Origin of the sequence: Amycolatopsis antarctica, assembly GCF_002262875.1 — a bacterium.
Lineage (GTDB): Bacteria > Actinomycetota > Actinomycetes > Mycobacteriales > Pseudonocardiaceae > Amycolatopsis > Amycolatopsis antarctica.
Genome location: NZ_NKYE01000008.1, coordinates 216,973 through 239,181, shown reverse-complemented (window position 1 = coordinate 239,181; position 22,209 = coordinate 216,973). Strand labels below are relative to the sequence as shown.

Sequence of the window (22,209 nt, the reverse complement as noted above, 5' to 3'; positions counted from 1 at the left end):
CCGCACGCAGCGTGAGCGCGGTGCGGAGGGGACGCACTGGCACGCGGTCAACGGCATGGGTGAAGATGGCAGCCATGACCGACAGCGCCGACGCCCTCCAGGACCTGAAATCGCTCACCGTGCGCCGTGCGGACCACGTCGCCGAGGTGACGCTGACCGGCCCGGGCAAGGGCAACGCCATGGGGCCGGACTTCTGGCGCGAGCTGCCGGTGGTTTTTCGCACGCTGGACGCCGACCCCGCGGTCCGCGCGATCATCGTGACCGGCAGCGGTGCCCACTTCTCCTACGGCCTCGACCTGCCGGCCATGCTGCCGACCTGGGCGGAGTTCCTGCATGGCGAGTCGCTCGCCGCGCCACGTACCGGTTTCCTCGACGAGATCCGGTCGCTGCAGGACGCGGTGTCCTCCATCGCCGCCATCCGCACGCCCGTCATCGCGGCGGTCTCCGGCTGGTGCATCGGTGGCGGCGTGGACGTGATCAGTGCCGCGGACATCCGGCTCGCCAGCGCCGAGGCCAAGTTCAGTGTCCGTGAGGTCAAGGTCGCCATCGTCGCCGACCTGGGCAGCCTGCAACGCCTCGGCGGCATCATCGGTGAGGGCAACCTGCGCGAGCTCGCCCTGACCGGCAAGGACATCGACGCCGCGCGTGCCGAGCGGATCGGCCTGGTCAACCACGTCTACGACGACCAGGAGTCCGTGCTGGCCGCCGCCCGCGAGATGGCGGCCGAGATCGCCGCCAATCCGCCGCTGGTCGTGCGCGGCGTCAAGGACGTGCTGTCGGTCAACACCGAGCAGCAGGTCGCGGCCGGTCTGCGGTACGTCGCGGCGTGGAACTCCGCGTTCATGCCGAGCAAGGACCTCGCCGAGGCGGTACAAGCATTCATGGAACGGCGCGCACCCGAGTACAAGGGCGAGTGAGCGGCCGGTCCGGACACCGGCAGGCGAGCGGACGAGGAGGCCATCGTGAGCAATGACGCTGCGACGTCGGCAGGAGCGCACCAGCGGTTCCGGGAAGCGCGGGACCATCTGCTGGCCCACCGGATGGACTATGACACCGCTGTGCGCGAGTTCGACTGGCCGCGGTTCGAGGAGTTCAACTGGGCCATCGACTGGTTCGACGAGATCGCCCGCGACCCGGCCAACGCCGAGCGGTACGCGCTGTGGATCGTCGAGGAGGACGGCACCGAGAACCGGTGGACGTTCCCCGAGATGTCGCGCCGGTCGGACCAGGTGGCGAACTGGCTGCGGCGCAACGGTGTCACCCGCGGCGACCGGCTCATCCTGATGCTGGGCAACCAGGGTGAACTCTGGGAGACGATCCTGGCGGCGATCAAACTCGGCGCTGTGATCATCCCCGCGTCCACCCTGCTCGGTCCCGTCGATCTGCGTGACCGTGTCGAGCGCGGTGCCGCCGCGCACGTGGTGGTCGGCTCGGCCGACGCGGAGAAGTTCGCCGAGGTCGAGGGTGACTACACAAGGATCGTGGTCGGCGAGGCCGTCGACGGCTGGCTCTCCTACTCCGACTCCTACCAGGCGGAGGCCGGGTTCACCGCGGATGGCCCGAGCGCGGCCACCGACCCGTTGCTGCTGTACTTCACCTCGGGTACGACGGCGCAACCGAAACTCGTCCGGCACACGCAGGTCTCGTACCCCGTCGGCCATCTGTCCACAATGTACTGGATTGGCCTCGAACCGGGCGACGTGCACCTGAACATCTCGTCGCCGGGCTGGGCGAAACACGCCTGGAGCAACGTGTTCGCTCCGTGGAACGCCGAGGCGACGGTGTTCCTGTACAACTACGGCCGATTCGACCCGATCGCGCTGATGGGTCAGATGGACCGTTGCGGGGTGACCAGTTTCTGTGCGCCGCCGACGGTGTGGCGCATGCTCATCCAGGCCGACCTGAGCGCTCTGCGCACGCCGCCGCAGAAGGTGGTCGGGGCGGGGGAGCCGTTGAACCCCGAGGTGATCGAGCAGGTCCGCAAGTCCTGGGGAGTCACCATCCGGGACGGCTTCGGCCAGACCGAGACCAGCGTGCAGATCGCCAACACGCCCGGGCAGGACGTCGTCCCGGGATCGATGGGCCGTGCGCTGCCGGGCTTCACCGTCGCGCTGCTCGATCCCGCCACCGGTGAGCCGGGGCAGGAGGGCGAGATCTGCCTGGACCTGACCCGCCGGCCGGTCGGGCTGATGGTCGACTACGCCGACGACGAGGAGCGCACCGCCGCCGCCTTCGAGGGCGGCTACTACCACACCGGCGACGTCGGTTCCGTGGACGAGCGCGGGTACATCACCTACGTCGGCCGGACCGACGACGTCTTCAAGGCGTCCGACTACCGGATCTCACCGTTCGAGCTGGAGAGCGTGCTGCTCGAACACGAGGCCGTCGCCGAGGCCGCGGTGGTGCCCGGTCCGGATCCGATCCGGCTGTCGGTGCCGAAGGCCTACGTGGTGCTGGCGAGCGGTCACCGGCCGGACGCCGACACCGCACTGAGCATCCTCACCTTCTGCCGCGAGAACCTGGCGGCCTACAAGCGCGTCCGCAGGCTCGAGTTCGCCGAACTGCCCAAGACGATCTCCGGCAAGATCCGCCGGGTGGAGCTGCGCGGACGGGAGAACGCGAAGGGCGAGCGCACCGAGGGAGAGTTCCGCGAGGAGGACTTCCCGCGGCTCAAGGGCTGAGCACCAGGCCGCCTCGCGCGTTTCATTCGGCCGGGACGACCGCGGCGAGGACGGTCAGGGTGCCCTTGCCGCAGGAGGTGCCACCCTGCGCGGACGGCGGGCCGGACACGCAGTCCCAGCCCTCCACGCTGCCGGTCGCCGGCTCGTCCGAGCCCGCGGCCTGCCGGCCCGCGATGCGCTCGTGGAACTGCCGCACCACGCGGGTCGCCTCCTCGCACGGTGCCGAGCCCGTGTCACCGCCCAGCACCTGCAACGTCAGTCCGCTCGCCGCCGTCACCGTGCCGCAGTCCGCCGAGGGCGCGGGGCCGTCTCCGGCCGGTGGCGGTGCCTGCTCACCGGCGGGCGGCGGGCCGGGTTCCGGCGTGTCGCCCGCCGCGCCCGGGACGGGTGGCAGCGTGGCCGGCGAGCTCGCCCCGGCCGGTGCCGCGGAGGTCGTGGCCGGTGCCGGGGGAGTGGCGGGTGCGGCGGCGGGCTCCCCGGCGCATCCGGCCAGCAGCAGCCCGGCGGCGCAGGCGGAGACCAGCAGCGCGGTACGTCCGGTGATGGGTCCCGTCTCGGACACGCTGTTCCCTTCGCCGGATGGGTGTGGCGTTCGCGATTGTCCCGCAACGATTGCTCCGGTCGTGGGATTGACGCCGTCCCCGTGCCCGCCGGGTCGTTCAGTCCACTGTGGACGGTCGGGTCGTCGTCGTGACGTCGTGTGGTATCCGGGTGACCGGTGCGGCGTAACGCCGACACGCCGCCCGGCGACGCCGACACGCCGCCGGGCGAAGGAATTCCCGTGAGGGGTTAACACTTCGGCGCCGATGTTCGACGTTCATGGTGTGGATGCGCGGTCCCCGCCGCGGATTCCTCCGCCGCCCCGAGGCGGAGCCGGACCCGACCGGCCGAACGTTCCAACCGCACGACGAGAAGCCCCGAACACCGAACCCCGAGCAGGAAACCCGGCAGGCGCAGTCCCGGCCACGACGTCACCCCCGAAACACCGTGGCCGGGGCCTCCCGGCATCACCATCCGCGTTCCCCGCCCACCCCACCCCCGATCCCCGAGACGGCAGAGAGTGATGACCACCCAGACCGACACCGGTACCGCCGCCCCGTCCGCAGCCGGGTCCACCCCGGCCCTCCCGCCGACCACCCCGTGCAGCGTCGTATGGAGCCAGGGACGCCCGTACGTGCTGGAGGGCGTCGCGGGCAGGCCGCGCTGGATGGGCCGCGACGCGCGTGGCCGCCCCCTCGCGCTGACCCGGGCGGACCTGCAGCGTCGCGGCTGGAGCCTGCGCCGCGCCGAATGACCGGTGAGCGGGTACGGCGCTTGCCCCGGCCCGCACGGCAACCGGCCGTGGCAGGTCCGCCCGCGGCGCCGGGCAACGGCGCCGACCACCCCGTGTCGGCCCCTCCGATGGCGGCTACGGTGTGCACGTGAGCGAGCAGCCCGAGCAGGCCACCGAACGGGCGGAACCGTCGCTGGCACGGCAGGCCCTGACCGTGCCCAACCTGCTGTCCATCCTTCGGCTGGCACTCGTGCCGGTGTTCCTCTGGTTGCTGCTGGGTCCCGAAGAGGACGGCTGGGCGGTCGCCATCCTCATGTTCGGCGGGTTCACCGACTGGCTCGACGGCAAGCTGGCCCGCTGGCTGGACCAGATGAGCAGGCTCGGTCAGCTCCTCGACCCGGCCGCCGACCGGCTGTACATCATCGCCACCCTCTTCGCGTTCCTGGTCCGCGAGATCGTGCCGTGGTGGGTGGTGGCCGTACTGATCGGCCGCGAGATCGTCTGCGCGGTGTGCATCCTCGTCCTGCGCCGCAACGGTTTCGCCCCGCCCGAGGTCGCCTACATCGGCAAGGCCGCGACGTTCCTGCTCATGTACGCCTTCCCGCTACTGCTGCTCATGCAGGGCGACTCCGGGTTCGCGCAGGCCGCCCGCCCGTTCGCCTACGCCTTCATGGTCTGGGGCGGCGCGCTGTACCTGTGGTCCGGCATGCTCTACGTGCTGCAGACAGTGCGGGCCGTCTCCGGCGGCCATCGCAACGCCGTCCCCGCGTGAGCGCCCTCCGGGCATCCCCGTCGTCCGCCGCCGGTGCCCCGAGGTGACCGGCGGCGATCCGCACGCCGGGATCCGGCCGATCGAGCTCGCGCCCGGCTACCGCACCGGCGTCGACGACCTGCTCGGCGCGCGGGGGTACCGGCGCGTCATCGGTGCCTGAACCGCCGCTCACCCGGCGGTAGCGGCGGCCGCTTGGGGGAACCCCGGCGTCCCTGACCGATCAGGCACGGTACGTTGGCAACTGCACGATCTCGAGCTCCACGAACTCGAGCCCACATGGTTGAGTAATGCACTATCAGCGCGTAAGGAGAGCTCAGGTGAGCACGAACGACGGGCCCGGCGTTCCCCCGGAGCGGTCTCCGGAGCGGACTTCCGTTTTCCGGGCCGACTTCCTGGCCGAGGTCGAAGGACAGCAGGAGCCGCAGGCCCCTGAGCCGCCCGTGGCCGGCGTGGACGCGCTCCCGGCCGGTTCGGCCCTGCTCGTGGTCAAGCGCGGCCCCAACGCGGGTTCCCGCTTCCTGCTCGACCGCGACACCACCAGCGCCGGCCGCCACCCGGACAGCGACATCTTCCTCGACGACGTGACAGTCTCCCGCCGGCACGCCGAGTTCCGCCGTGAGGGTGGCGAGTTCGTCGTCATCGACGTCGGCAGCCTGAACGGCACCTACGTCAACCGTGAGCCGGTCGACCAGGCCGTACTCGCCGGTGGCGACGAGGTCCAGATCGGCAAGTTCCGACTCGTCTTCCTGACCGGCCCGGGACACGGGGGCCAGGGGGCGCAGTGACGGCGGCCGGACGGCCACAACGTGACGGGTTGAGCATCGGGGCCGTCCTCGCGCAACTGCGCGGCGACTTCCCCGATGTCACCATCTCGAAGATCAGGTTCCTCGAGTCGGAGGGCCTGGTCCGGCCCAGCCGAACGCCGTCCGGTTACCGGCAGTTCACCCCGGCGGACGTGGAGCGCCTGCGCTTCGTGCTCTCGGCACAGCGCGACCACTACCTTCCGCTGAAGGTCATCAAGGAACAGCTCGACGCCGCCGACCGCGGGGTGGAACCTGCGGCATCGGCCCCGCGCCTGCCGCGCAAGCTCGTCTCCCTGTCCGGGCCCGCGTTTCCTGGGGACCACGGCGGTATGCCGGCCCCCGCGGACTTCGCGCCGGAACGGGACATCCGGCTCACCCAGGAGGAACTGCTCGCCGACGCGGGCGTGGACCTCGTGATGCTCGGTGAGCTCGAGCAGTACGGCCTGATCCGTCCGGGGGCGGCGGGTTTCTACGACGCCGACTCGGTGCACATCGCGCGGACGGTCAAGGCGATGACCGCGTTCGGCATCGAGCCGAGGCACCTGCGGGCCTTCCGCGCCTCGGCGGACCGAGAGGTCGGCCTGCTCGAGCAGATCGTCGCGCCGGTGTACCGGCACCGGGACGAGGACGCCAAGGAACGCGCCGACGAGATGGTGCGTGAACTCGCGGCACTGTCCGTCGCCTTGCACACGCTGCTCGTCAAGGCAGGAATCCGGGGCGTCACGGGCGGTTAGCGCATGCCCGGCTGATTCCCGGCCGGTGGGATTCGTGACCGAGCGGTTCCCGGCACGGCGACGCGAGGCCTTCGCCATGAGCTGCCTCGGCGCGAACACCGTGACCACGCCGGTCGCCGGACACGTCCTGGTGGCCGTCCGGTGGACCCGGTCCTGGCCACGGCGATGCGCCACGTTTCGGGTAAATCTCAGTCAGGTTGCGCAGTTCGTATGGGATCACTCCGTGACCGTGATGCCGTACGGTTGTCCGTGGCCCCACGACAGTGTGGGTCGACGACGAGTTCGCACGGCGAGCACGGCGTCTGGAACGCGGGTAGCGTCGGCCCTGTCGATGCGGGATCCCCGGGACAGCGCCGCTGCCCGCGCGCAGGAGAGGGAGGCGAAGCCCGATGAGCGAGATGCGCGTCGTGGGCGTGCGGGTGGAGCTGCCCGCGAACCAGCCGATCTTGTTGCTGCGGGAGACGGAAGGCGAGCGGTACCTCCCGATCTGGATCGGCTCCGTCGAGGCGACGGCCATCGCCCTGGAACAGCAGGGCGTCCGTCCGGCCCGGCCGCTGACCCACGACCTGCTCAAGGAGGTCATCGGCTCGCTGGGCCGGGAACTCGAGCAGGTCGTCATCACTGATCTCCGCGAAGGCACCTTCTTCGCCGAACTCGTCTTCGACGGCGACGTGCGCGTCTCCGCCCGGCCCAGCGACTCCGTCGCGCTGGCCCTGCGGGTGGGCGTGCCGATCCACGCCGAGGCTTCCGTGCTCGAGGAGGCCGGGTTGATCATCCCGGACGAGCAGGAGGACGAAGTCGAGAAGTTCCGCGAGTTCCTCGACTCCGTCTCCCCGGAGGACTTCCGCGGCGCCGACACCTGAGCCGTACGGGGCCTCAGGCCGCGGTAGCGCGGAGAAACAGGTCCGCGATCTGAGCGCCGTAGTCGTCGACGTCCAGATCCGGTTCCCCGGCCAGTCGCAGTGCCACGCCGTCGATCGACTGGCGGATGGCCATGGCCATCACCCTGATGTCGAACTCGCCGAACGCACCCTCGCGCTGCCCCTGGGTGAGCTGCCGCTCCAGCCTGCCGGTCCGCAGGTCCCGCCAGACCGCCTCGATGATCGGCGAGTCGGGTCGCTCCCGCGCCTGTGCGCTGATCTCGACGAGCGCGCGGACCTGTTTCGGCTGTGCGCCGAGAAAGCCGACCTCGGCCCGAATGTAGTCACCGAGCATCGAGGCCCGGCCGCCGGTGGTGTCCAGCCGCTCTCCGAGGTAGCTGTCCATGCTCTCCATGACGGTGAGCGCGGTCGCCCACATCAGGTCGTTCCGGTTGGCGAAGTGGTAGGAGATCATCCGGGTGCTGCTGAGCCCCGCCCGCTCCACGATCCTGGCGAACGACGCCTTGGCGTAGCCGTGCTCGTCGATGACCTCGATGGCCGCCGTGACGATCTGGGCCCGGCGGGTGGCCTCGGTGGGGGTGTGACCGATCTCGGCGCCCCATGTCTCGTTTACCTGCATGAGTAAATAATTACATGGCCAAGTAAAATCCGTCAAACCTGAAAACTGTCCACAGCTCGCGACCCGCCCGCCGCGAGTCGCGTTGACCGGCCGGTCCGGCAGGCTTACCGTCAACAGACGTAAATTGCGGCGGTGTGATTCGTTCAGCTGGGGCATCCGCCGCGGTCTTGTTCGCCGGCAGTCGTGCCGGGCGAGAGGAGGCATGCGTGGTCGAGGAGAAGCCGGTCCAGGTCGCCAGCGGCGAGCAGGGCGAGCTGTTCCCTGACGACCGTCTGCCCGATGAGCTCGTGGGCTATCGGGGACCGGCCGCATGCCAGATCGCGGGCATCACCTACCGGCAGCTCGACTACTGGGCCCGTACCAAGCTGATCGCGCCGAGCATCCGCACCGCGCACGGCTCCGGTTCGCAGCGCCTCTACTCGTTCAAGGACATCCTTGTCCTGAAGGTGGTCAAGCGGCTGCTCGACACCGGGGTCTCACTGCAGAACATCCGGGTGGCCGTCGAGCATCTGCGGGTTCGCGGAGTGCGCGACCTCGCCAGGGTCACCCTCTTCTCCGACGGGACCACGGTCTACGAGTGCACCTCCCCGGAGGAGATCGTCGATCTGCTCCAGGGCGGGCAGGGCGTGTTCGGGATCGCCGTCAGCGGCGCGATGCAGGAGATCAGCGGCACGATTCACGAGTTCCCCGCCGAGCGGGCCGATGGTGGCGAGATTGAGGAACCCGTGCACTCGGACGAACTCACCCAGCGGCGCAACGCGCGCCGGACCGGCTGACCGGCTACCTCTCCTCGCTCTGTCCCGACGCTGCCGTCCGAAGCGGCGCCGGTGCCCCGAGTCGAAGCGCGGCCCGCGGTCCTGCGTGCCGGTGGTGTACGGGACGCAGGACCGCCTCGCGATGGACGCGGGAACGCACTGCGTTACCCCGCGGGTAATGGCCGGGCAGACGGTGTCTCGCTAGCGTTGCGGGGTGACCACCGCAGCCGCCGCCCACCGCCCCGTGGGCGAGCTCCTGCGCGAATGGCGCGACCGGCGCCGGATCAGCCAGCTCGACCTGTCCATCTCCGCCGAGATCTCCGCCCGGCACCTGAGTTTCGTCGAAACCGGTCGGTCCGCACCCAGCCGGGACATGGTGCTGCGCCTCGGCGAGCACCTCGACGTGCCACTGCGGGAGCGCAACCAGCTTCTGCTCGCCGCCGGATACGCCCCGGTCTACGGCGAGACGTCCCTCACCGCCCCGGACTTCGCCCCGGCCATGCACGCCGTGCGCAGGCTGCTCGCCGGACACGATCCGTACCCGGCGGTGGTGGTCGATCGGCGGTGGAACCTCGTCGAGGCCAACGCCGGTGCGGGCCTGCTCACCGAGGGCGTCCACGCGGACCTCGCCCTCGCACCGGTGAACGTGCTGCGGCTGACCCTGCATCCGCGGGGAATGGCGCCGCGGATCGTCAACCTGGGGGAGTGGCGCGCACACCTGCTGGGGCGCCTGCGCCGGGAGGTCGCCGCCACCGCGGATCCGTGGCTCGGCGACCTGCTGGCCGAACTCCGTGGCTACCCGTGCGAGCAGCCGGTGCCGGAGGTCGAAGTGCCCGCGCCGGGTGACATCCTGGTGCCCCTGCGGCTCCGGCACGCCACCGGTGAACTCGCGTTCCTCAGCACGGTGGCCACCTTCGGCACACCACTCGACGTCACGCTCGCCGAGCTGTCCATCGAGTCGTTCTTCCCCGCGGACCCGGCCACGGCCGCGTTCCTGGGCGGTGTCCCGGGCGGTGCGGACCCGGCCGGGTCCCGGTGACGAGCCGCCGGTAGCCGTCGGTGAGAGGATCGTCGCAGCGGGACTAAACCGCAGCCGCCAGCGCGTTGTGCCGGGGGTAAGGACGCCTTGACGCCGACAGATGAGGAACCCTCCTTCATGACCACAGTGCCCACAGTCAGTCTCAACAACTCGGTCGCCATCCCGCAGCTCGGCTTCGGTGTCTTCCAGGTGCCCGCCGACGAGACGGCGAAGGCCGTCACCACGGCGCTCGACGCCGGGTACCGCAGCATCGACACCGCAGCCGTGTACAAGAACGAATCCGGTGTGGGACAGGCGATCCGTGAGTCCGGGATCGCCCGGGACGAACTGTTCGTCACCACCAAGCTGTGGAACGCCGACCAGGGCTACGACTCCGCCCTGCGGGCGTTCGACGTCAGCCTGGAGAAGCTGGGCCTGGATCGGCTGGACCTGTACCTGATCCACTGGCCGCTGCCGAAGCGGGACAGCTACGTCGACACCTGGCGGGCACTGGAGAAGCTCTACGCGGACGGGCGCGTCCGGGCCATCGGCGTCTCCAACTTCACCCAGGCCCACCTGCGCAGGCTGTTCGACGAGACCGAGATCGTGCCCGCGGTGAACCAGGTCGAGCTGCACCCGCAGTTGCAGCAGGCGGACCTGCGCGCGTTCCACGCCGAGCACGGGATCGCCACCGAAGCCTGGAGTCCCCTCGCGCAGGGCGCGCTGCTCGGCGAGCAGACGATCACCAGCCTCGGCGACAAGTACGGCAAGACCCCGGCGCAGATCGTGCTCCGCTGGCACCTCCAGGTCGGCAACGTCGTGATCCCGAAGTCCGTCACGCCGTCCCGCGTCGCCGAGAACATCGACGTGTTCGACTTCGAACTCGCGGACGACGACATCGCCGCCATCGGAGAGCTGGACACCGGCACCCGTACCGGAGCCGACCCGGACGTGTTCGACGCGGTGTGAGCGAAGCTGAACCGGACCCGCGTCAGCGGCCGGCCGTGAAGTCGGCCTGCTGGGCGGGTTCGGTCAGGAAACCGCGGAACGACTGAGCCGCCCGCTTCTGCACGTCGTCGATGCCCTTGCCGGACAGCCCCAGGTAGCGGTATTCGGCGGACCGGGCGGAGGCCACGGACTCGGCGGGGGAGCCGATGATCTCCGGCTTGTTGGCCGTCAGCTCGTCCACCCAGTAGGCCGATTCGGGGATCCACGCCGCGGGCAGGCCGCCGATCGTGTCCAGGCCGGTCTTGCCGGACAGCGCGCCGAGGACCTGCTCGGAGGGCACGGCCTTGACCTCGACGTTGATGCAGTGCGCGTGTACCACGGTCTTGGCGTCGTTCCACCGTTGTGCGGCCGCGGTGACCGCCTTCTCCGCGCTGGGCGTGACGACCACCGCCAGCGTCGAATCGCCGTCCGTGCACTTCGCCGCCTGTGCCTCGGCGCGGGTGTTGGATTCACTCGCCGCCCAGGAGAAGCCGAGCCAGCCGAGCCCGACGAGAGCGACCAGCACCAGGCAGGCGATCGGCCACTTGGCCACCCGCCTGCGCCGCGCGGCCTTACCGATGGCGCGGTGGTGCCCGGTGACGAACCGGGTCTCACCGTCGTCCTCGGCTGCGCTGTCGGCGGACTCCTCGGCGAGCATCCGGTCGCCACCGTCGTCCTCGCCGACCCGCGCCCGGCGGATGGTCCGGGTCTCCGCTTCGGGGCGCTCCTCGGTCACGACGGCGGAGGCGGGCACGGCCTCGTGGATCTCGGTGGGCCGCGCGTCCGGCCGGCGGGAGGCCCTCGGCTCGGCGGGCCGGGCGGGTTCCGGCCTGCGGTCGGTACGCGGCGGAACCGGATGCACGGTGGTGGTCCGCCCCTCGGGGCGCTGCACCGGCCGGTTCGGCGCCGGATGCTGACCGGTGCGCCCGTCCGTGCGCGGTGCGCCGGGGCGCTGCCCGTCGGGCCGCTGCCCGGGACGTTGCGGGCCGCGATGCGGTAGCTGTGGCCGGGGATGCTGGCCGGCCGGATGGCGGCCGTCGCCGGTGCCGGGGCGCTGGGCCGCTGCCGGGCGCTGCGGTGTGCCGGGGCGAGGTGTGCCGGGACGCTGCGGCGCGACGGGGCGCTGGGCGGCGACCGGGCGTTGCGGTGCCGCGGGGCGCGGGTGTTCGCCGGTCGGTCCGCGACGTTCCGGGGGCGCCGGTACCGGCGGGATGTCGCGTGCCGAACGCTGGCGCGCGTCCTGTCGGGGCGGTACCTGGCCGGGCGGTTGCGTCCCCCCGCGCCGCGGAGCGGAGCCGCCGGGATTGCCGCGCGGGCCGTTCGGCTGCCTGCGTACGTCCGGCACGGCGTTGCCGTCGGCGGACCTGGCGTCCGGGTGACGGCGGGGCGGTTGTCCAGGGCGGGGGTGGGCGCCGGTGCCGTAGCGGGCACCGTCGGCCGGGAACGTGCCTCGGGGGGCCTGGGGCGGCTGCGGTGCGGCCGGGAAACGGGCCGAGGGGGAGTGGTCGTCAGGACGGTGCGGAGCCGGGTCCTCGTCCCTGCTGTGTCGCCCCATCGTGTCCTCTCACTGTCACATTCGCTCAGGTTGCCCGACGCGGAGTGTATGCAACCAAAACGTTATCACCCAAACAGGCGACACTCATCAGGAATGTGTGCTGACTTTCAGTCGTCATTCTATTTACCGGACGGCGCGTGCTTTGTCAGTAGTGATCCGCACGCTGCGATCAGCCGATCGCGCAGCGGAGCCGCGCGACGGGCGAAGTCGGACTGCGCCCTGGCGTATTCTGCGCGGCCCGCGGCGGTCTCGATGCGCACCGGCGGATAGCCGTACGCGGACAGGTCGTACGGGCTTGCCCGCATGTCCAGCTCACGGATGTCGGCGGCCAGTTCGAAACAGTCGCCCAGCAGCTCGGCGGGGATGAACGGGTCGAGCTTGTATGCCCATTTGAACAGATCCATGTTGGCGTGCAGGCATCCCGGCTGTTCCAGCCGGACCTGGCTCTCCCGGCTGGGAGTGAGCCGGTTGCGTGGACGCGCGGGTTCGGTGAAGAAGCGGAACGCGTCATAGTGGCCACAGCGGATCTCCAGGGATTCCACCACCTCGTCGGTGCCCGCGGAGCCCAGTCGGAGCGGAACCTGGGCGTGCCGGACGTCGTCAGCCGGATGGCGGTAGACCATCGCCCATTCGTGCAGACCGAAGCAGTTCAGCCGGGGCGCCCGGGACGCGGTGGCCGTCAGCAGGGTGCGTACTGCCGTGGCCGTGCGTAGCCGGCCCGCGGTGAGCGCGGCCTCGTCCAGCGCGACGCCGCCCTCGACCTCGCGGAACGCGGCGCGCCGGAGGAAGCGTCGGGCCCCGGCTCCGGCCAGCACGACGCCCGGCCCCGGCTGCCACCGTTCGAGATGGGACGGCCGGTGCGAGTAGTACGTGAACAGGAAGTCCAGCACCGGATGCGGCTGGCCGAGGGAGCGGCGGCGCTGGTGCGGTTCGGTCCAGCGCCGCATGCGGGCGACGTGCGCCCGCTCCCGCTCCCGCCACTCCCGTTCGGCCAGTCGTTCCATCACGCGCCGACGTGGGTCCCGTCGCGCACCGTGCCGACGTACTGCTCGACCAGGTCCTCCAGTGCCACCACGCCGACGGCCGCACCCTCGCCGTCCATGGCCCTGGCCAGGTGGCTGCCCTCCTTGCGCATCGCCGAGAGCGCGACGTCGAGTCGCGCGTCGGCGGACAGCTCGGTGAGCATCCGCGACTTGCCCTCGGCCACCGTGGTCTCCGGCGCCTCGCCGACCTGGTCGAGCACGTCCTTCACGTGCACGTAGCCGGTCAGCGCCCCATCCGCCGCGCGGATCGGGAAGCGGGAGAAGCCCGTGCCGGACACGGCCCGTTCCACGTCTCCCACCGTCGGCGCGCTCGGCAGGGTGGTGAGCTGGTCCATCGGCACCAGCACGTCGCGCACGGTCTTCTGCACCGAGGACAGGGTCTGGCTGAGGCGTCGGTGCTCGGACTGCTCCAGCAGCCCCTCCTGTCGCGACTCGCTCAGCAGTTCGGCGAGTTCGTCGGAGGTGTAGGCGGTCTCCAGTTCGTCCTTCGGCTCCACCTTGAACAACCGCAGCAGGGCGTTCGCGACCGTGTTCAGCAACCAGATGAAGGGGTTGGCGATCTTGACCCAGCCGACGTGCACCGGGACCAGCCACAGTGCGAGCCGTTCCGGTTCGGCGATGGCCAGGTTCTTCGGCACCATCTCGCCGATCAGCACGTGCAGGACGGTGATGAACGCCAGCGCGATCGCGAACGAGATCGGGTGCAGCAGTACGTCGGGGATCCCGATCAGCTCGAACAGGCCGGCGAGCTGGTGCGCGATCGCCGGTTCACCGAGCCTGCCGAGCAGCAGTGAGGCGATGGTGATGCCGAGTTGTGCGCCCGCCAGCATGAGCGAGACGTTGCGGCTCGCGTTGATGACGATGCGTGCCCGGGTCTTCCCCTGCTCCAGCAAGGCCTCCAGCCGGTCACGGCGGGAGGAGATGAGCGCGAACTCGGCGCCGACGAAGAACGCGTTGGCCAGCAGCAGCACGACCACCAGCGCGATGTAGAACCAGTCGCTCATCGGTTCGCCTCCTGGTCCCGCCGGGTGGTCGTCCGGTCCGGTTCGTCCGCCGATTCCTCGCCGGAGGCGCCGCGGTGCACGCGAACCTCGGCGACGCGGTGCCGGTCCATGGAGGTGACGGTGAGCCGCCACCCGTCGACCTCGGTGGTGTCGCCGTCGGCAGGGATCCGGCCGAGGCGTTGCATGATCAGGCCCGCGATCGTCTCGTAGTCGCCCTCGGGCATCCGGAACCCGGTGACGTCGGCGACCTCGTCGGCCCTGAGCTGACCGGAGAGCATCCAGGTGTCGGAACCGAGTTGCTGCGAGGCCGGCGCCTCCTGATCGTCGTGCTCGTCGCGGACGTCGCCGATGATCTCCTCGACCACGTCCTCCAGTGTGACCAGTCCGGCCGTCCCGCCGTACTCGTCGACGACGATGGCGAGCTGGAAGCGGGAGTCCCGCAGCCGGTCCAGCAGAGTGTCACCGGGCAGCGACTCCGGCACGGTGGGCACCGGCCGCATGACCGAGCGGATGCGGACGTTGTCCCGGTCGGCGGCGGGCACGGTGAACGCCTGCTTGATGTGCACCGCGCCCTGCACGTCGTCCAGATCCTCGGTATAGACGGGAAAGCGGGAGAATCCGGTGGCGCGCGAGACTGCGACCAGATCGTTGATCGTGCCGTCGACGGTCAGCGACTCGACCTGTACCCGCGGGGTCATCAGTTCCTCGGCCGTGCGGTCGCCGAAGCGCAACGAACGGTCGAGCAGTTCGGCGGTCGAGGTGTCCAGCGTGCCGCTCTCGGCGCTGGACCGGACGATCGAGCCGAGTTCCTGGGGGGAACGGGCCGAGCGCAGTTCCTCCTGCGGCTCGACGCCGAGCTTGCGCACGAGAACGTTCGCGCTGTTGTTCATCAGGTTGATCAGCCAGCCGAACATCGCCGAGAACCGCGAGTGGTACCCGGCCACCGCCCGCGCGGTCTGCAGCGGGCGGGCGATCGCCAGGTTCTTCGGCATCATCTCGCCGATGACCATGGACAGCGAGGTCGCCAGCAGCAGCGAGATGGCAAGCGAGAAACCGCCTGCCAGGCCGTCGGCCATGCCGAGCCCGAGCAACAGCGGGCGGACGAGCTGGCCGATCAGCGGCTCGGCGAGGTAACCGGTGACCAGGGTGGTGATGGTGATGGCCACCTGGGCGCCGGAAAGCTGGAAGGACAGCGTCCGGTGCGCCTTCTGCACGGTCTTGGACCGCTTGTCACCGACCTGGCGCACATTGGCGTCGACGGTGCTGCGTTCCAGTGCGGTCAACGAGAACTCGGCGGCGACCGCCAGGCCCGTGCCCACGGTCAGCAGGAAGAAGAACAGGACGCCGAGAACGGAGAGCACCACGTCCATCAGCGGGCACCGCCGTCGAGCCGGCGGGCGGGGAAGCCGGGTCGGTCACCCGGCTCAGTACTGTCACCAGGTGACTGCGCATCGCGCACGAAAAACTTCACTCCTCATGGATGTACGTTCCAATGCCGCCCGGCGCAGATCGTCGACGGGGGCTCCGGCGGGGCCGGTGCCGCGATCGTACCGGGTCAGCGGCCCGGAAGAGGGACTAACGGGTGCAGGTCACCGGACGGGGTCGCGGCCGAGCAGTGCGACCAGCCGGTCGGCTGCGGGCGCGTCGCCGGCGACGGGCACCGGTTCGCCGAAGATCCCGCTGCCGGCGAAGCTCTCGACCTGCGGGCCCATCGTGTCGAGCAGCTCCCGCGCCAGCGCCGCCTCGATGGGCTGCGCCGCGCCCAGCGCACTCGCGAGGTCCCAGCCGTGCACCGCGAGATCCAGGGTCATCTGCCAGCCGTACTCGGTGGTGTCGATCCGGCCGAACGAGACGTGCACCTGGCCGCCGGTGGCACCGTCGGCGAGCCACGCCTCGCGGGCGCGGGCGGAGGAGCGTTCCCACGCGCGCACGGGGTGGTCACCGAGCACATCGCCGTCGAAACGGTCGCCCGCCCCGGCGATGGTGCCGCCACCGAGCAGGTGCGGTACCCACAGTTGCTCGGAGACCAGATGCGCCAGCAGTTCCCGGACGTTCCAGTCGGTGCACGGGGTCGGCGAGTCCCATGCCCCGGCATCGATCCGGTGGACCAGCCGGTCGAACTCGCGCATCGCCGAGCCGTGTGCGTCGAGGAGTTCCATCGCCCCAGTGCACCACGGACTCCGGAGGCGCGCAGGCGCTGACTCCGGCTCAGCGGGTTCCCGTGCGGTGCCGCCGTGCCGTCTCCTCGACCAGGTCGAGCACCGGTTCGAGATCGTCGGCGGGCAGTCCCATCGCCAGGTGGGACACGACGCCTTCGAGGACCAGTTCGAGGAACGCGGTGAGCACGTCCACCCCGACGTCGTCGCGCAGGTTGCCGGCCTCGCGCTGACGCAGCAGGCGCTGCCGGGTGGCGATGGTGAGCTGCTGCGAACGCTCCGCCCAGCGCGCCCGGAAGTCCGGGTCGGTGCGCAGCCGTCTGGACACCTCCAGCCGGGTACCGAGCCAGTCGGCCGGGTGCGCGCTGCCGCCGGCGAGCAGATCGCGCATCACCTGTACCAGGCCCTGCTCGGCGACGACGTCGGCCATGCGCACGGCGTCGTCCTCGGCGAGCGCGAGGAAGAGCGACTCCTTGTCGCGGAAGTGATGGAAGATCGCGCCGCGGGAGAGTCCGGTCGCTTCCTCCAGGCGCCGCACCGTGGCACCCTCGTATCCGTGGCGCGCGAAACACACCCGCGCGCCGTCGAGGATCTGGCGCCGCCGTGCGTCCAGGTGGTCCTGGCTGACCCGTGGCATCCCGTGATCCTGGCACCTCGGCAGGATGCGATGCAATCCGTACGTACGTATTGCGACCAGCGGTACCCGGCCGGACGTGCGGAAGGGCGCCTCCCCCGGGGAGACGCCCTTCCGCACGAGCCGGACCGTACGCCGGTGCCTACGGGATGGTCAGCGCGGGCACGCCCGTCGCCTCGGCCATCTCGGCACCCTCGACGAGCGTGCCGCGGTTGCTGTCGGCGAGCGCCCAGCCGGTCAGCCGCGGCCGGGTGCCCTCGGCGTTCCACTCACCCAGCAGCAGTGCGACCTTGGCCTGCATCTCGTTGCGCAGGCGCAGGAAGGAGTCGGCCGGGTCGGCGCCGACCTGGCCGAGCAGCAACCACCAGGCCCAGGCGGCCGCACCCGCGTTCGCCACGAAGTCCGGGATCACCGGGATCCCGCGCTCGGCGAGCATGGCCTCCGCCTCGGGGGTGGTCGCGGCGTTCGCGGCCTCGATGACGACCTTGGCGGCGACCTCGTCGAAGTTGTCCGGGGTGATCGCGTAGGAGATCGCCGCGGGAACCAGGATGTCCGCGTCGATGCCGATGACGGCCCCGCGGGGGAGCTGCTGGACGTGGGCCGGCAGCGTCGAGCGGTCCACCTCGCCGAAACGGTCCCGCAGCTCCAGCAGGGCCGGGATGTCCAGGCCGTTCGGGTCGTAGAGGGTGCCCGCGGCGTCGGCGACGGCCACCACCTTCACGCCCGCCTCGTGCAGGTACCAGGCGGCGCCGCCGCCCATGGTGCCGATGCCCTGGATCGCGACGGTGGTGGCCGATTCCTCCCAGCCCCAGGCGTATGCCGCACCCAGGCAGGACTGCGCCACGCCGTAACCGCCGATGACGTCGCCGAGCAGCAGTCCGCCGGGGACCGGCGCGTTCAGGCCGGCCTGAACGCGGCGCAGAGTCCGCTCCGGGTCGGCCGCGCGGCTGATGGCCGCGTGGTACGACTGCTCGAGGCCGAGGTCGGCGAAGACCTCGTCGATGAAGTGCTGCGGGACGCCGAGGTCCTCCGCGGTCACCCAGCTCGCGTCCAGCCACGGGCGCATGGCCTGGCAGAAGCGGGTGAGTACGCCCTTGGCCCTGGGGTCCTTGGGGTCGAAGTCGATGCCGCCCTTGGCACCGCCGACCGGCAGGTTGAAGGTGGCGGTTTTCGCGGCCATGCCGAAGGCGAGGTCCTCGACCTCACCGAGGGTGCAGCCGGCCCGCATCCGGGTGCCGCCGGTCGCCAGTCCGGACACGAGGGTGTGCACCACCAGGTAACCCCTGGTGCCGGTCACCGGGTCCGTCCACGTCAGCCTCAGCAAGGGTTCGGTGTTCTCGGCGATCACGTCAACCACCTCCAAGCGTACTTCTCGATATGGTCCAAATGGCTCAAGTGCGGGCACCCGGCCGTTTTCGGGCATGGGGGATGCGCCGGACTTCCCGCGTGCCCCAGGAGAAGTCCGGTGCTGTGATGTTGTGTGGGCTGGGCTTTTTCGGCTCTTCGCCGACCCGATCCGGCGTGCCTCCCGCCGTGTCACCAGAGTGCGCCCGACGGCTTACGCGCGTCCAGTTAAGGATCATGCACAGTTCCGTTTACGCTTCCTGCATGGAGCTTTCGTTGCACCGGTTGCGAATGCTCCGGGAACTTCACCGGCGGGGCACCGTCACGGCGGCCGCGGCCGCGCTGCACTACACGGCGTCCGCCGTTTCGCAGCAGCTCGCGCAGCTCGAACGGGACGTCGGGGCCAAGCTGTTCGAGCGCCTCGGCAGGCGGGTGCAGCTCACCGAGCTGGGCGTGCTGCTCACCGAGCACGCCGAGGAGATCCTCGGCGCCGTGGAACGGGCGACCCTCGCGCTGGAGGAGGCGCAGGAGTCGGTGACGGTCCGGCTGACGGCGGGGGTCTGGGCCTCGGTCGCCTCGGGTCTGATGCCCGTGGCACTGACGGCGCTCGCGGTCGACTACCCGGGTATCCACGTGCGCACCCGGGAGCTGGCGCCGGAGGACACGGCGGGCGCGGTACGGGACGGGACTCTCGACTTCTCGTTCGTGCTGGACTATTCGGACGCGCCGATGGCGTGGGACACGAACCTGGAACGGTCGGTGATCGCGGTCGAGCGGCTGCACGCGGCCGTTCCATCCGGCGCGGTCCCGGCGGGCGTGGTCTCACTGCTGGAACTCGCCGAGCATCCGTGGATCCTGGCCAGCCGCAAGAGCCATTTCGGCCGGGCCGTGCGGGTGGCCTGCCAGCGCAACGGTTTCGAGCCGAAGATCAACCACGAGGTCGAGGAGCAGTCCACGGCCATGGCGATGGTCGCGGCGGGGCTGGGCATCACCCTGGTCTCCGACCTGGGGCTCACGCTGCGGCCCGACGGGGTCGACATCGTGGCTTTGACCAGTCCGCTGATCCGTACGGTCTCCATCGCCTCGCGCACCGGGGCGCTGCGCAGGCCGGCGCTGAACCTGGTCATCCAGGCGGTCCGCACGGCGGCCGCGGAACTGGGCCTCGGAACGGCGTCCGACGAGGCGGAAACGACCACATATCCGGAAAATACGGACGTCGCCACGAATTGACGACTGCGACTGTCGGAGGGCCCGTGTAGCGTCGAAACGGCCAGTTCCACCGGATTGACTCCACAGATCTACCAGGGCGGACACCATGACAGCCATCCGGCATCTCAGCTCACTCGGCAGCGGAACGCACCGCGGCACCGCGCCGGACTGTTCGGCCAGGACCATCTCGGACCGGGCGGCCGGCGAGGCGTACGTCGCGTCCGTCTGCTTCAAGCACGGGCCGCCGAAGCTCCTCGGCGTGGAACTCGAGTTCGTCGTCCACCACGCCGACGACCCGGCCAGACCCCTCGATGCCGACGTGCTCGCCGCCGCGCTCGGCCCGCACACCCCCCGGACACTGCGTCCGGACAGCCCGGCGGATCCCCTACCCGCCGGCTCGCCCCTCACGCTAGAACCCGGTTGCCAGGTCGAGATCTCCGCACTCCCGCAACCCTCCCTCCCCGCTCTCGCCGCCGTGGTCGACGCCGACCTGGCCCATCTCACCGAGCTGCTCGGTGCCCATGGCCTGCGGCTCTCGGACACCGCGATCGACGCGCACCGCCCACCGCGGCGGCTGCTGCACACCCGGCGCTACGCGGCGATGGAACGCCGGTTCGCCCCGCTGGGCCCTGGCGGGGCGACGATGATGTGCAGCACCGCGGGGCTCCAGGTGTGCGTGGACAGCGGCGAACGCGCGCAGCTCGCCGGCCGGTGGGCCGCGGTGCACGCGCTCGGCCCGGTGCTGCTCGCTCTGTTCGCGAACTCCGCCACGCACGCGGGCAGGCCGACCGGCAGCGAATCGGCGCGCTGGCTGGCGGTGATGGAGACCGAGCGGGCGCGCACGGCCGCCGTGCCGTGCTCCGGGGACCCCGGCCCGGCGTGGGCCGCGCGGCTGATCGACACCCCGCTGATGGTGGTGCGCCGCCCGGACGGGCCGTGGGACGCGCCGGAGTCGCTGACTTTCGGGGACTGGATCGAGGGCCGCGGCGCCGCGGGCACCCTCGCCCCGCCCACGCTCGACGACCTCGACTACCACCTCACCACGATGTTCACCCCGGTCCGGCCGCATGGCTACCTGGAGATCCGTTACCTGGACGCCCAGCCACCGGGCAACTGGCTGCATCCGGTGGCACTGCTGACCGCACTGCTCGCCCGTCCGTCCACTGTGGAGCGTGTACTCGAGGTGTGCGCACCGGTAGCGGACCAGTGGGAGACCGCCGCCCGCCGCGGGCTCGCCGACGCCGGACTGGCCGCCGCGGCCCGTGCGGTCGCCGATCTCGGCTGTGCCGTGCTCGCGGACACCGGCCTGCCGGAGCGGGCAGCGGCACCGATCGCCGAGAGCGTGCAGGCACGTGCGCACGCGGTGAGGGAGTGACTACCGTGCCGGAACCGCTCAGCGAGGCCGAGAACCCGGTCCGTTCCCTCGATGCGGACGCGCTGCGGACGCACGCCGCCGCGGCGCTGACCCGTTCCCGCGCGCGCAGCGAGGTGCTCACCGGGGCCGTCGACGACGAGGAGCTCAGCAAGCAGCACTCCCCGCTGATGTCGCCGCTGGTCTGGGACCTCGCGCACATCGGCAGCCAGGAGGAACTCTGGCTGGTGCGCGACGTCGGCGGCCGGGAACCGGTGCGGCCGGAGATCGACGAGCTCTACGACGCGTTCAAGCACGCCCGCGCCGACCGGCCGGGGCTGCCGCTGCTCAGCCCGGCCGAGGCGCGCGCCTACGTCGGGCAGGTGCGGCGGAAGGCGTTCGACGTCCTGGACACCGTGCCGCTGCGCGGGCGGCGGCTGACCGAGGCCGGTTTCGCTTTCGGCATGATCACCCAACACGAACAGCAGCACGACGAGACGATGCTGGCCACCCACCAGCTCCGGACGGGCGAGGCGGTGCTGCACGCCCCCGACCCGCCGGCCCGCCGAACCGGCCCCCTTCCCGCGGAGGTGGTCGTACCCGGCGGTTCGTTCCTGATGGGCACCTCCGCGGAACCGTGGGCGCTGGACAACGAACGGCCCGCGCACCCGGTGCACGTCGGCACCTTCGCGATCGACACCTTCCCGGTGACCAACGCCGAGTTCGCCGCCTTCGCGGACTCCGGCGGTTACCGGCAGGAACGCTGGTGGACCGCCGAGGGCTGGGCGCACGTACAGCGGCACGGGCTCATCGCGCCGCGTTTCTGGCGCCGTGAGGGGGGCCGGTGGTGGCGCAGGCGGTTCGGGATCGACGAGCCGGTGCCCGCCGACGAGCCGGTGCAGCACGTCTGCTTCCACGAGGCGCAGGCCTACGCCCGCTGGGTGGGCAAGCGCCTGCCCACCGAGCCGGAGTGGGAGAAGGCCGCCCGCTTCGACCCGGCGACCGGGCATTCGCGCCGCTACCCGTGGGGTGAGCAGGAGCCGGGGCCCGAGCACGCGAACCTCGGCCAGCGGCATCTTCGCCCGGCGGTGGCCGGGGCCTACCCGGCCGGTGCGTCCGCGCTGGGCGTGCACCAGCTCGTCGGCGACGTGTGGGAGTGGACCAGCAGCGACTTCCGGCCGTATCCGGGGTTCGCCGCGTTCCCGTACCAGGAGTACTCGGAGGTCTTCTTCGGGCCCGGGTACCGGATGCTGCGTGGTGGCTCGTTCGGTACCGACGCCGCCGCCGTGCGCGGTTCGTTCCGCAACTGGGACCTGCCCGTGCGCAGGCAGATCTTCGCCGGTTTCCGGTGCGCGCGTGATGTCGCCGGTCCGGACGGGGGGAACTGACC

Annotated in this window: 22 protein-coding genes; 13 read left to right on the top strand and 9 right to left on the bottom strand. The window is 71.1% G+C overall.

The genetic code is table 11. From position 1 onward, the window contains the following. Positions 1–74 precede the first annotated feature (74 nt). Both CFN78_RS15650 and CFN78_RS15645 read left to right on the top strand, forming a co-directional pair. A complete protein-coding gene (locus tag CFN78_RS15650) occupies positions 75–917 on the top strand; it encodes a crotonase/enoyl-CoA hydratase family protein (RefSeq protein ID WP_094863620.1) in 843 nt (280 codons plus the stop codon). 123 nt (positions 918–1,040) lie between these two features. Further along, positions 1,041–2,681 (top strand): AMP-binding protein, encoded by a 1,641-nt coding sequence (locus CFN78_RS15645; RefSeq protein WP_094863619.1) that lies wholly within the window; start codon positions 1,041–1,043, stop codon positions 2,679–2,681. A 22-nt stretch (positions 2,682–2,703) separates the two neighbouring features. Here the strand turns inward: CFN78_RS15645 and CFN78_RS29785 are convergent, their stop codons facing one another. After that, on the bottom strand, positions 2,704–3,243 hold the full coding sequence (locus CFN78_RS29785) for a hypothetical protein (RefSeq protein ID WP_240519478.1): 540 nt from the start codon (positions 3,241–3,243) through the stop codon (positions 2,704–2,706). Between the two features lie 501 nt (positions 3,244–3,744). On the opposite strand from CFN78_RS29785, the gene CFN78_RS15635 reads away from it, so the two are divergent. The 5 genes from CFN78_RS15635 (at position 3,745) to CFN78_RS15615 (ending at position 7,126) form a co-directional block, all read left to right on the top strand. Next, complete coding sequence (locus CFN78_RS15635; protein WP_094863510.1) at positions 3,745–3,975, top strand: hypothetical protein; 231 nt, start codon at positions 3,745–3,747, stop codon at positions 3,973–3,975. A 127-nt stretch (positions 3,976–4,102) separates the two neighbouring features. Then, on the top strand, positions 4,103–4,726 hold the full coding sequence (gene clsA, locus CFN78_RS15630) for a cardiolipin synthase ClsA (RefSeq protein WP_094863617.1): 624 nt from the start codon (positions 4,103–4,105) through the stop codon (positions 4,724–4,726). A gap of 317 nt (positions 4,727–5,043) precedes the next feature. Continuing rightward, positions 5,044–5,511, top strand: a complete 468-nt coding sequence (garA, locus tag CFN78_RS15625; RefSeq protein WP_094863509.1) for a glycogen accumulation regulator GarA — start codon at positions 5,044–5,046, stop codon at positions 5,509–5,511. Beyond that, a complete protein-coding gene (gene ftsR, locus CFN78_RS15620; RefSeq protein ID WP_165777567.1) occupies positions 5,508–6,263 on the top strand; it encodes a transcriptional regulator FtsR in 756 nt (251 codons plus the stop codon). Before garA ends, ftsR begins: the two co-directional genes overlap by 4 nt. 389 nt (positions 6,264–6,652) lie before the next feature. Further along, positions 6,653–7,126 (top strand): bifunctional nuclease family protein, encoded by a 474-nt coding sequence (locus tag CFN78_RS15615; protein WP_094863507.1) that lies wholly within the window; start codon positions 6,653–6,655, stop codon positions 7,124–7,126. Between the two features lie 13 nt (positions 7,127–7,139). Here the strand turns inward: CFN78_RS15615 and CFN78_RS15610 are convergent, their stop codons facing one another. Beyond that, a complete protein-coding gene (locus tag CFN78_RS15610) occupies positions 7,140–7,763 on the bottom strand; it encodes a TetR/AcrR family transcriptional regulator (protein WP_094863506.1) in 624 nt (207 codons plus the stop codon). A gap of 206 nt (positions 7,764–7,969) precedes the next feature. Between CFN78_RS15610 and CFN78_RS15605 the strand changes: the two genes are divergently transcribed. The 3 genes from CFN78_RS15605 (at position 7,970) to CFN78_RS15595 (ending at position 10,505) form a co-directional block, all read left to right on the top strand. Continuing rightward, entirely contained in the window at positions 7,970–8,539 is a 570-nt protein-coding gene (locus tag CFN78_RS15605) for a MerR family transcriptional regulator (RefSeq protein ID WP_094863505.1), read from the top strand. A 193-nt stretch (positions 8,540–8,732) separates the two neighbouring features. Continuing rightward, positions 8,733–9,557, top strand: a complete 825-nt coding sequence (locus tag CFN78_RS15600) for a helix-turn-helix domain-containing protein (protein ID WP_094863504.1) — start codon at positions 8,733–8,735, stop codon at positions 9,555–9,557. 117 nt (positions 9,558–9,674) lie between these two features. Beyond that, positions 9,675–10,505: an aldo/keto reductase gene (locus tag CFN78_RS15595; protein WP_094863503.1), complete on the top strand. Its 831-nt coding sequence runs from the start codon at positions 9,675–9,677 to the stop codon at positions 10,503–10,505. Positions 10,506–10,527: 22 nt separating this feature from the next. On the opposite strand, the gene CFN78_RS29780 is transcribed toward CFN78_RS15595, so the two are convergent. The 7 genes from CFN78_RS29780 to CFN78_RS15560 form a co-directional block, all read right to left on the bottom strand. After that, on the bottom strand, positions 10,528–12,078 hold the full coding sequence (locus CFN78_RS29780) for a hypothetical protein (RefSeq protein WP_240519477.1): 1,551 nt from the start codon (positions 12,076–12,078) through the stop codon (positions 10,528–10,530). A gap of 119 nt (positions 12,079–12,197) precedes the next feature. Beyond that, positions 12,198–13,082, bottom strand: coding sequence for a 3-methyladenine DNA glycosylase (locus CFN78_RS15585; RefSeq protein ID WP_094863502.1), 885 nt, complete (start codon positions 13,080–13,082; stop codon positions 12,198–12,200). Next, on the bottom strand, positions 13,082–14,125 hold the full coding sequence (locus CFN78_RS15580; protein WP_094863501.1) for a hemolysin family protein: 1,044 nt from the start codon (positions 14,123–14,125) through the stop codon (positions 13,082–13,084). The genes CFN78_RS15585 and CFN78_RS15580 overlap by 1 nt, the downstream gene beginning before the upstream one ends. Further along, complete coding sequence (locus CFN78_RS15575; protein ID WP_165777566.1) at positions 14,122–15,495, bottom strand: hemolysin family protein; 1,374 nt, start codon at positions 15,493–15,495, stop codon at positions 14,122–14,124. The genes CFN78_RS15580 and CFN78_RS15575 overlap by 4 nt, the downstream gene beginning before the upstream one ends. Before the next feature lie 219 nt (positions 15,496–15,714). Further along, entirely contained in the window at positions 15,715–16,284 is a 570-nt protein-coding gene (locus tag CFN78_RS15570; protein ID WP_094863499.1) for a TIGR03086 family metal-binding protein, read from the bottom strand. A 49-nt stretch (positions 16,285–16,333) separates the two neighbouring features. Next, positions 16,334–16,918 (bottom strand): TetR/AcrR family transcriptional regulator, encoded by a 585-nt coding sequence (locus CFN78_RS15565; RefSeq protein ID WP_094863498.1) that lies wholly within the window; start codon positions 16,916–16,918, stop codon positions 16,334–16,336. Positions 16,919–17,057: 139 nt separating this feature from the next. Further along, a complete protein-coding gene (locus CFN78_RS15560; RefSeq protein ID WP_240519476.1) occupies positions 17,058–18,263 on the bottom strand; it encodes a Glu/Leu/Phe/Val dehydrogenase dimerization domain-containing protein in 1,206 nt (401 codons plus the stop codon). Positions 18,264–18,523: 260 nt separating this feature from the next. Between CFN78_RS15560 and CFN78_RS15555 the strand changes: the two genes are divergently transcribed. From CFN78_RS15555 to egtB, 3 genes are all read left to right on the top strand, one after another. Further along, positions 18,524–19,489: a LysR family transcriptional regulator gene (locus CFN78_RS15555; protein ID WP_094863496.1), complete on the top strand. Its 966-nt coding sequence runs from the start codon at positions 18,524–18,526 to the stop codon at positions 19,487–19,489. A gap of 85 nt (positions 19,490–19,574) precedes the next feature. Then, positions 19,575–20,843, top strand: a complete 1,269-nt coding sequence (locus tag CFN78_RS15550) for a glutamate-cysteine ligase family protein (protein ID WP_094863495.1) — start codon at positions 19,575–19,577, stop codon at positions 20,841–20,843. Continuing rightward, a complete protein-coding gene (gene egtB, locus CFN78_RS15545; protein WP_094863494.1) occupies positions 20,840–22,207 on the top strand; it encodes an ergothioneine biosynthesis protein EgtB in 1,368 nt (455 codons plus the stop codon). The genes CFN78_RS15550 and egtB overlap by 4 nt, the downstream gene beginning before the upstream one ends. The last annotated feature ends 2 nt before the right edge of the window (positions 22,208–22,209 follow it).

What these genes read in the sequence shown, in the direction of transcription:
- CFN78_RS15550 (WP_094863495.1), top strand. Translation starts at nt 19,575, where the DNA reads ATGACAGCCATCCGGCATCTCAGCTCACTCGGCAGCGGAACGCACCGC.
- CFN78_RS15615 (WP_094863507.1), top strand. Translation starts at nt 6,653, where the DNA reads ATGAGCGAGATGCGCGTCGTGGGCGTGCGGGTGGAGCTGCCCGCGAAC.
- CFN78_RS15570 (WP_094863499.1), bottom strand. Translation starts at nt 16,284, where the DNA reads ATGGAACTCCTCGACGCACACGGCTCGGCGATGCGCGAGTTCGACCGG.
- CFN78_RS15645 (WP_094863619.1), top strand. Translation starts at nt 1,041, where the DNA reads ATGGACTATGACACCGCTGTGCGCGAGTTCGACTGGCCGCGGTTCGAG.
- CFN78_RS15565 (WP_094863498.1), bottom strand. Translation starts at nt 16,918, where the DNA reads ATGCCACGGGTCAGCCAGGACCACCTGGACGCACGGCGGCGCCAGATC.
- CFN78_RS15610 (WP_094863506.1), bottom strand. Translation starts at nt 7,763, where the DNA reads ATGCAGGTAAACGAGACATGGGGCGCCGAGATCGGTCACACCCCCACC.
- CFN78_RS15650 (WP_094863620.1), top strand. Translation starts at nt 75, where the DNA reads ATGACCGACAGCGCCGACGCCCTCCAGGACCTGAAATCGCTCACCGTG.
- CFN78_RS15595 (WP_094863503.1), top strand. Translation starts at nt 9,675, where the DNA reads ATGACCACAGTGCCCACAGTCAGTCTCAACAACTCGGTCGCCATCCCG.
- CFN78_RS15555 (WP_094863496.1), top strand. Translation starts at nt 18,524, where the DNA reads ATGGAGCTTTCGTTGCACCGGTTGCGAATGCTCCGGGAACTTCACCGG.
- CFN78_RS15575 (WP_165777566.1), bottom strand. Translation starts at nt 15,495, where the DNA reads ATGGACGTGGTGCTCTCCGTTCTCGGCGTCCTGTTCTTCTTCCTGCTG.
- CFN78_RS29780 (WP_240519477.1), bottom strand. Translation starts at nt 12,078, where the DNA reads ATGGGGCGACACAGCAGGGACGAGGACCCGGCTCCGCACCGTCCTGAC.
- CFN78_RS15580 (WP_094863501.1), bottom strand. Translation starts at nt 14,125, where the DNA reads ATGAGCGACTGGTTCTACATCGCGCTGGTGGTCGTGCTGCTGCTGGCC.
- CFN78_RS15585 (WP_094863502.1), bottom strand. Translation starts at nt 13,082, where the DNA reads ATGGAACGACTGGCCGAACGGGAGTGGCGGGAGCGGGAGCGGGCGCAC.
- CFN78_RS15635 (WP_094863510.1), top strand. Translation starts at nt 3,745, where the DNA reads ATGACCACCCAGACCGACACCGGTACCGCCGCCCCGTCCGCAGCCGGG.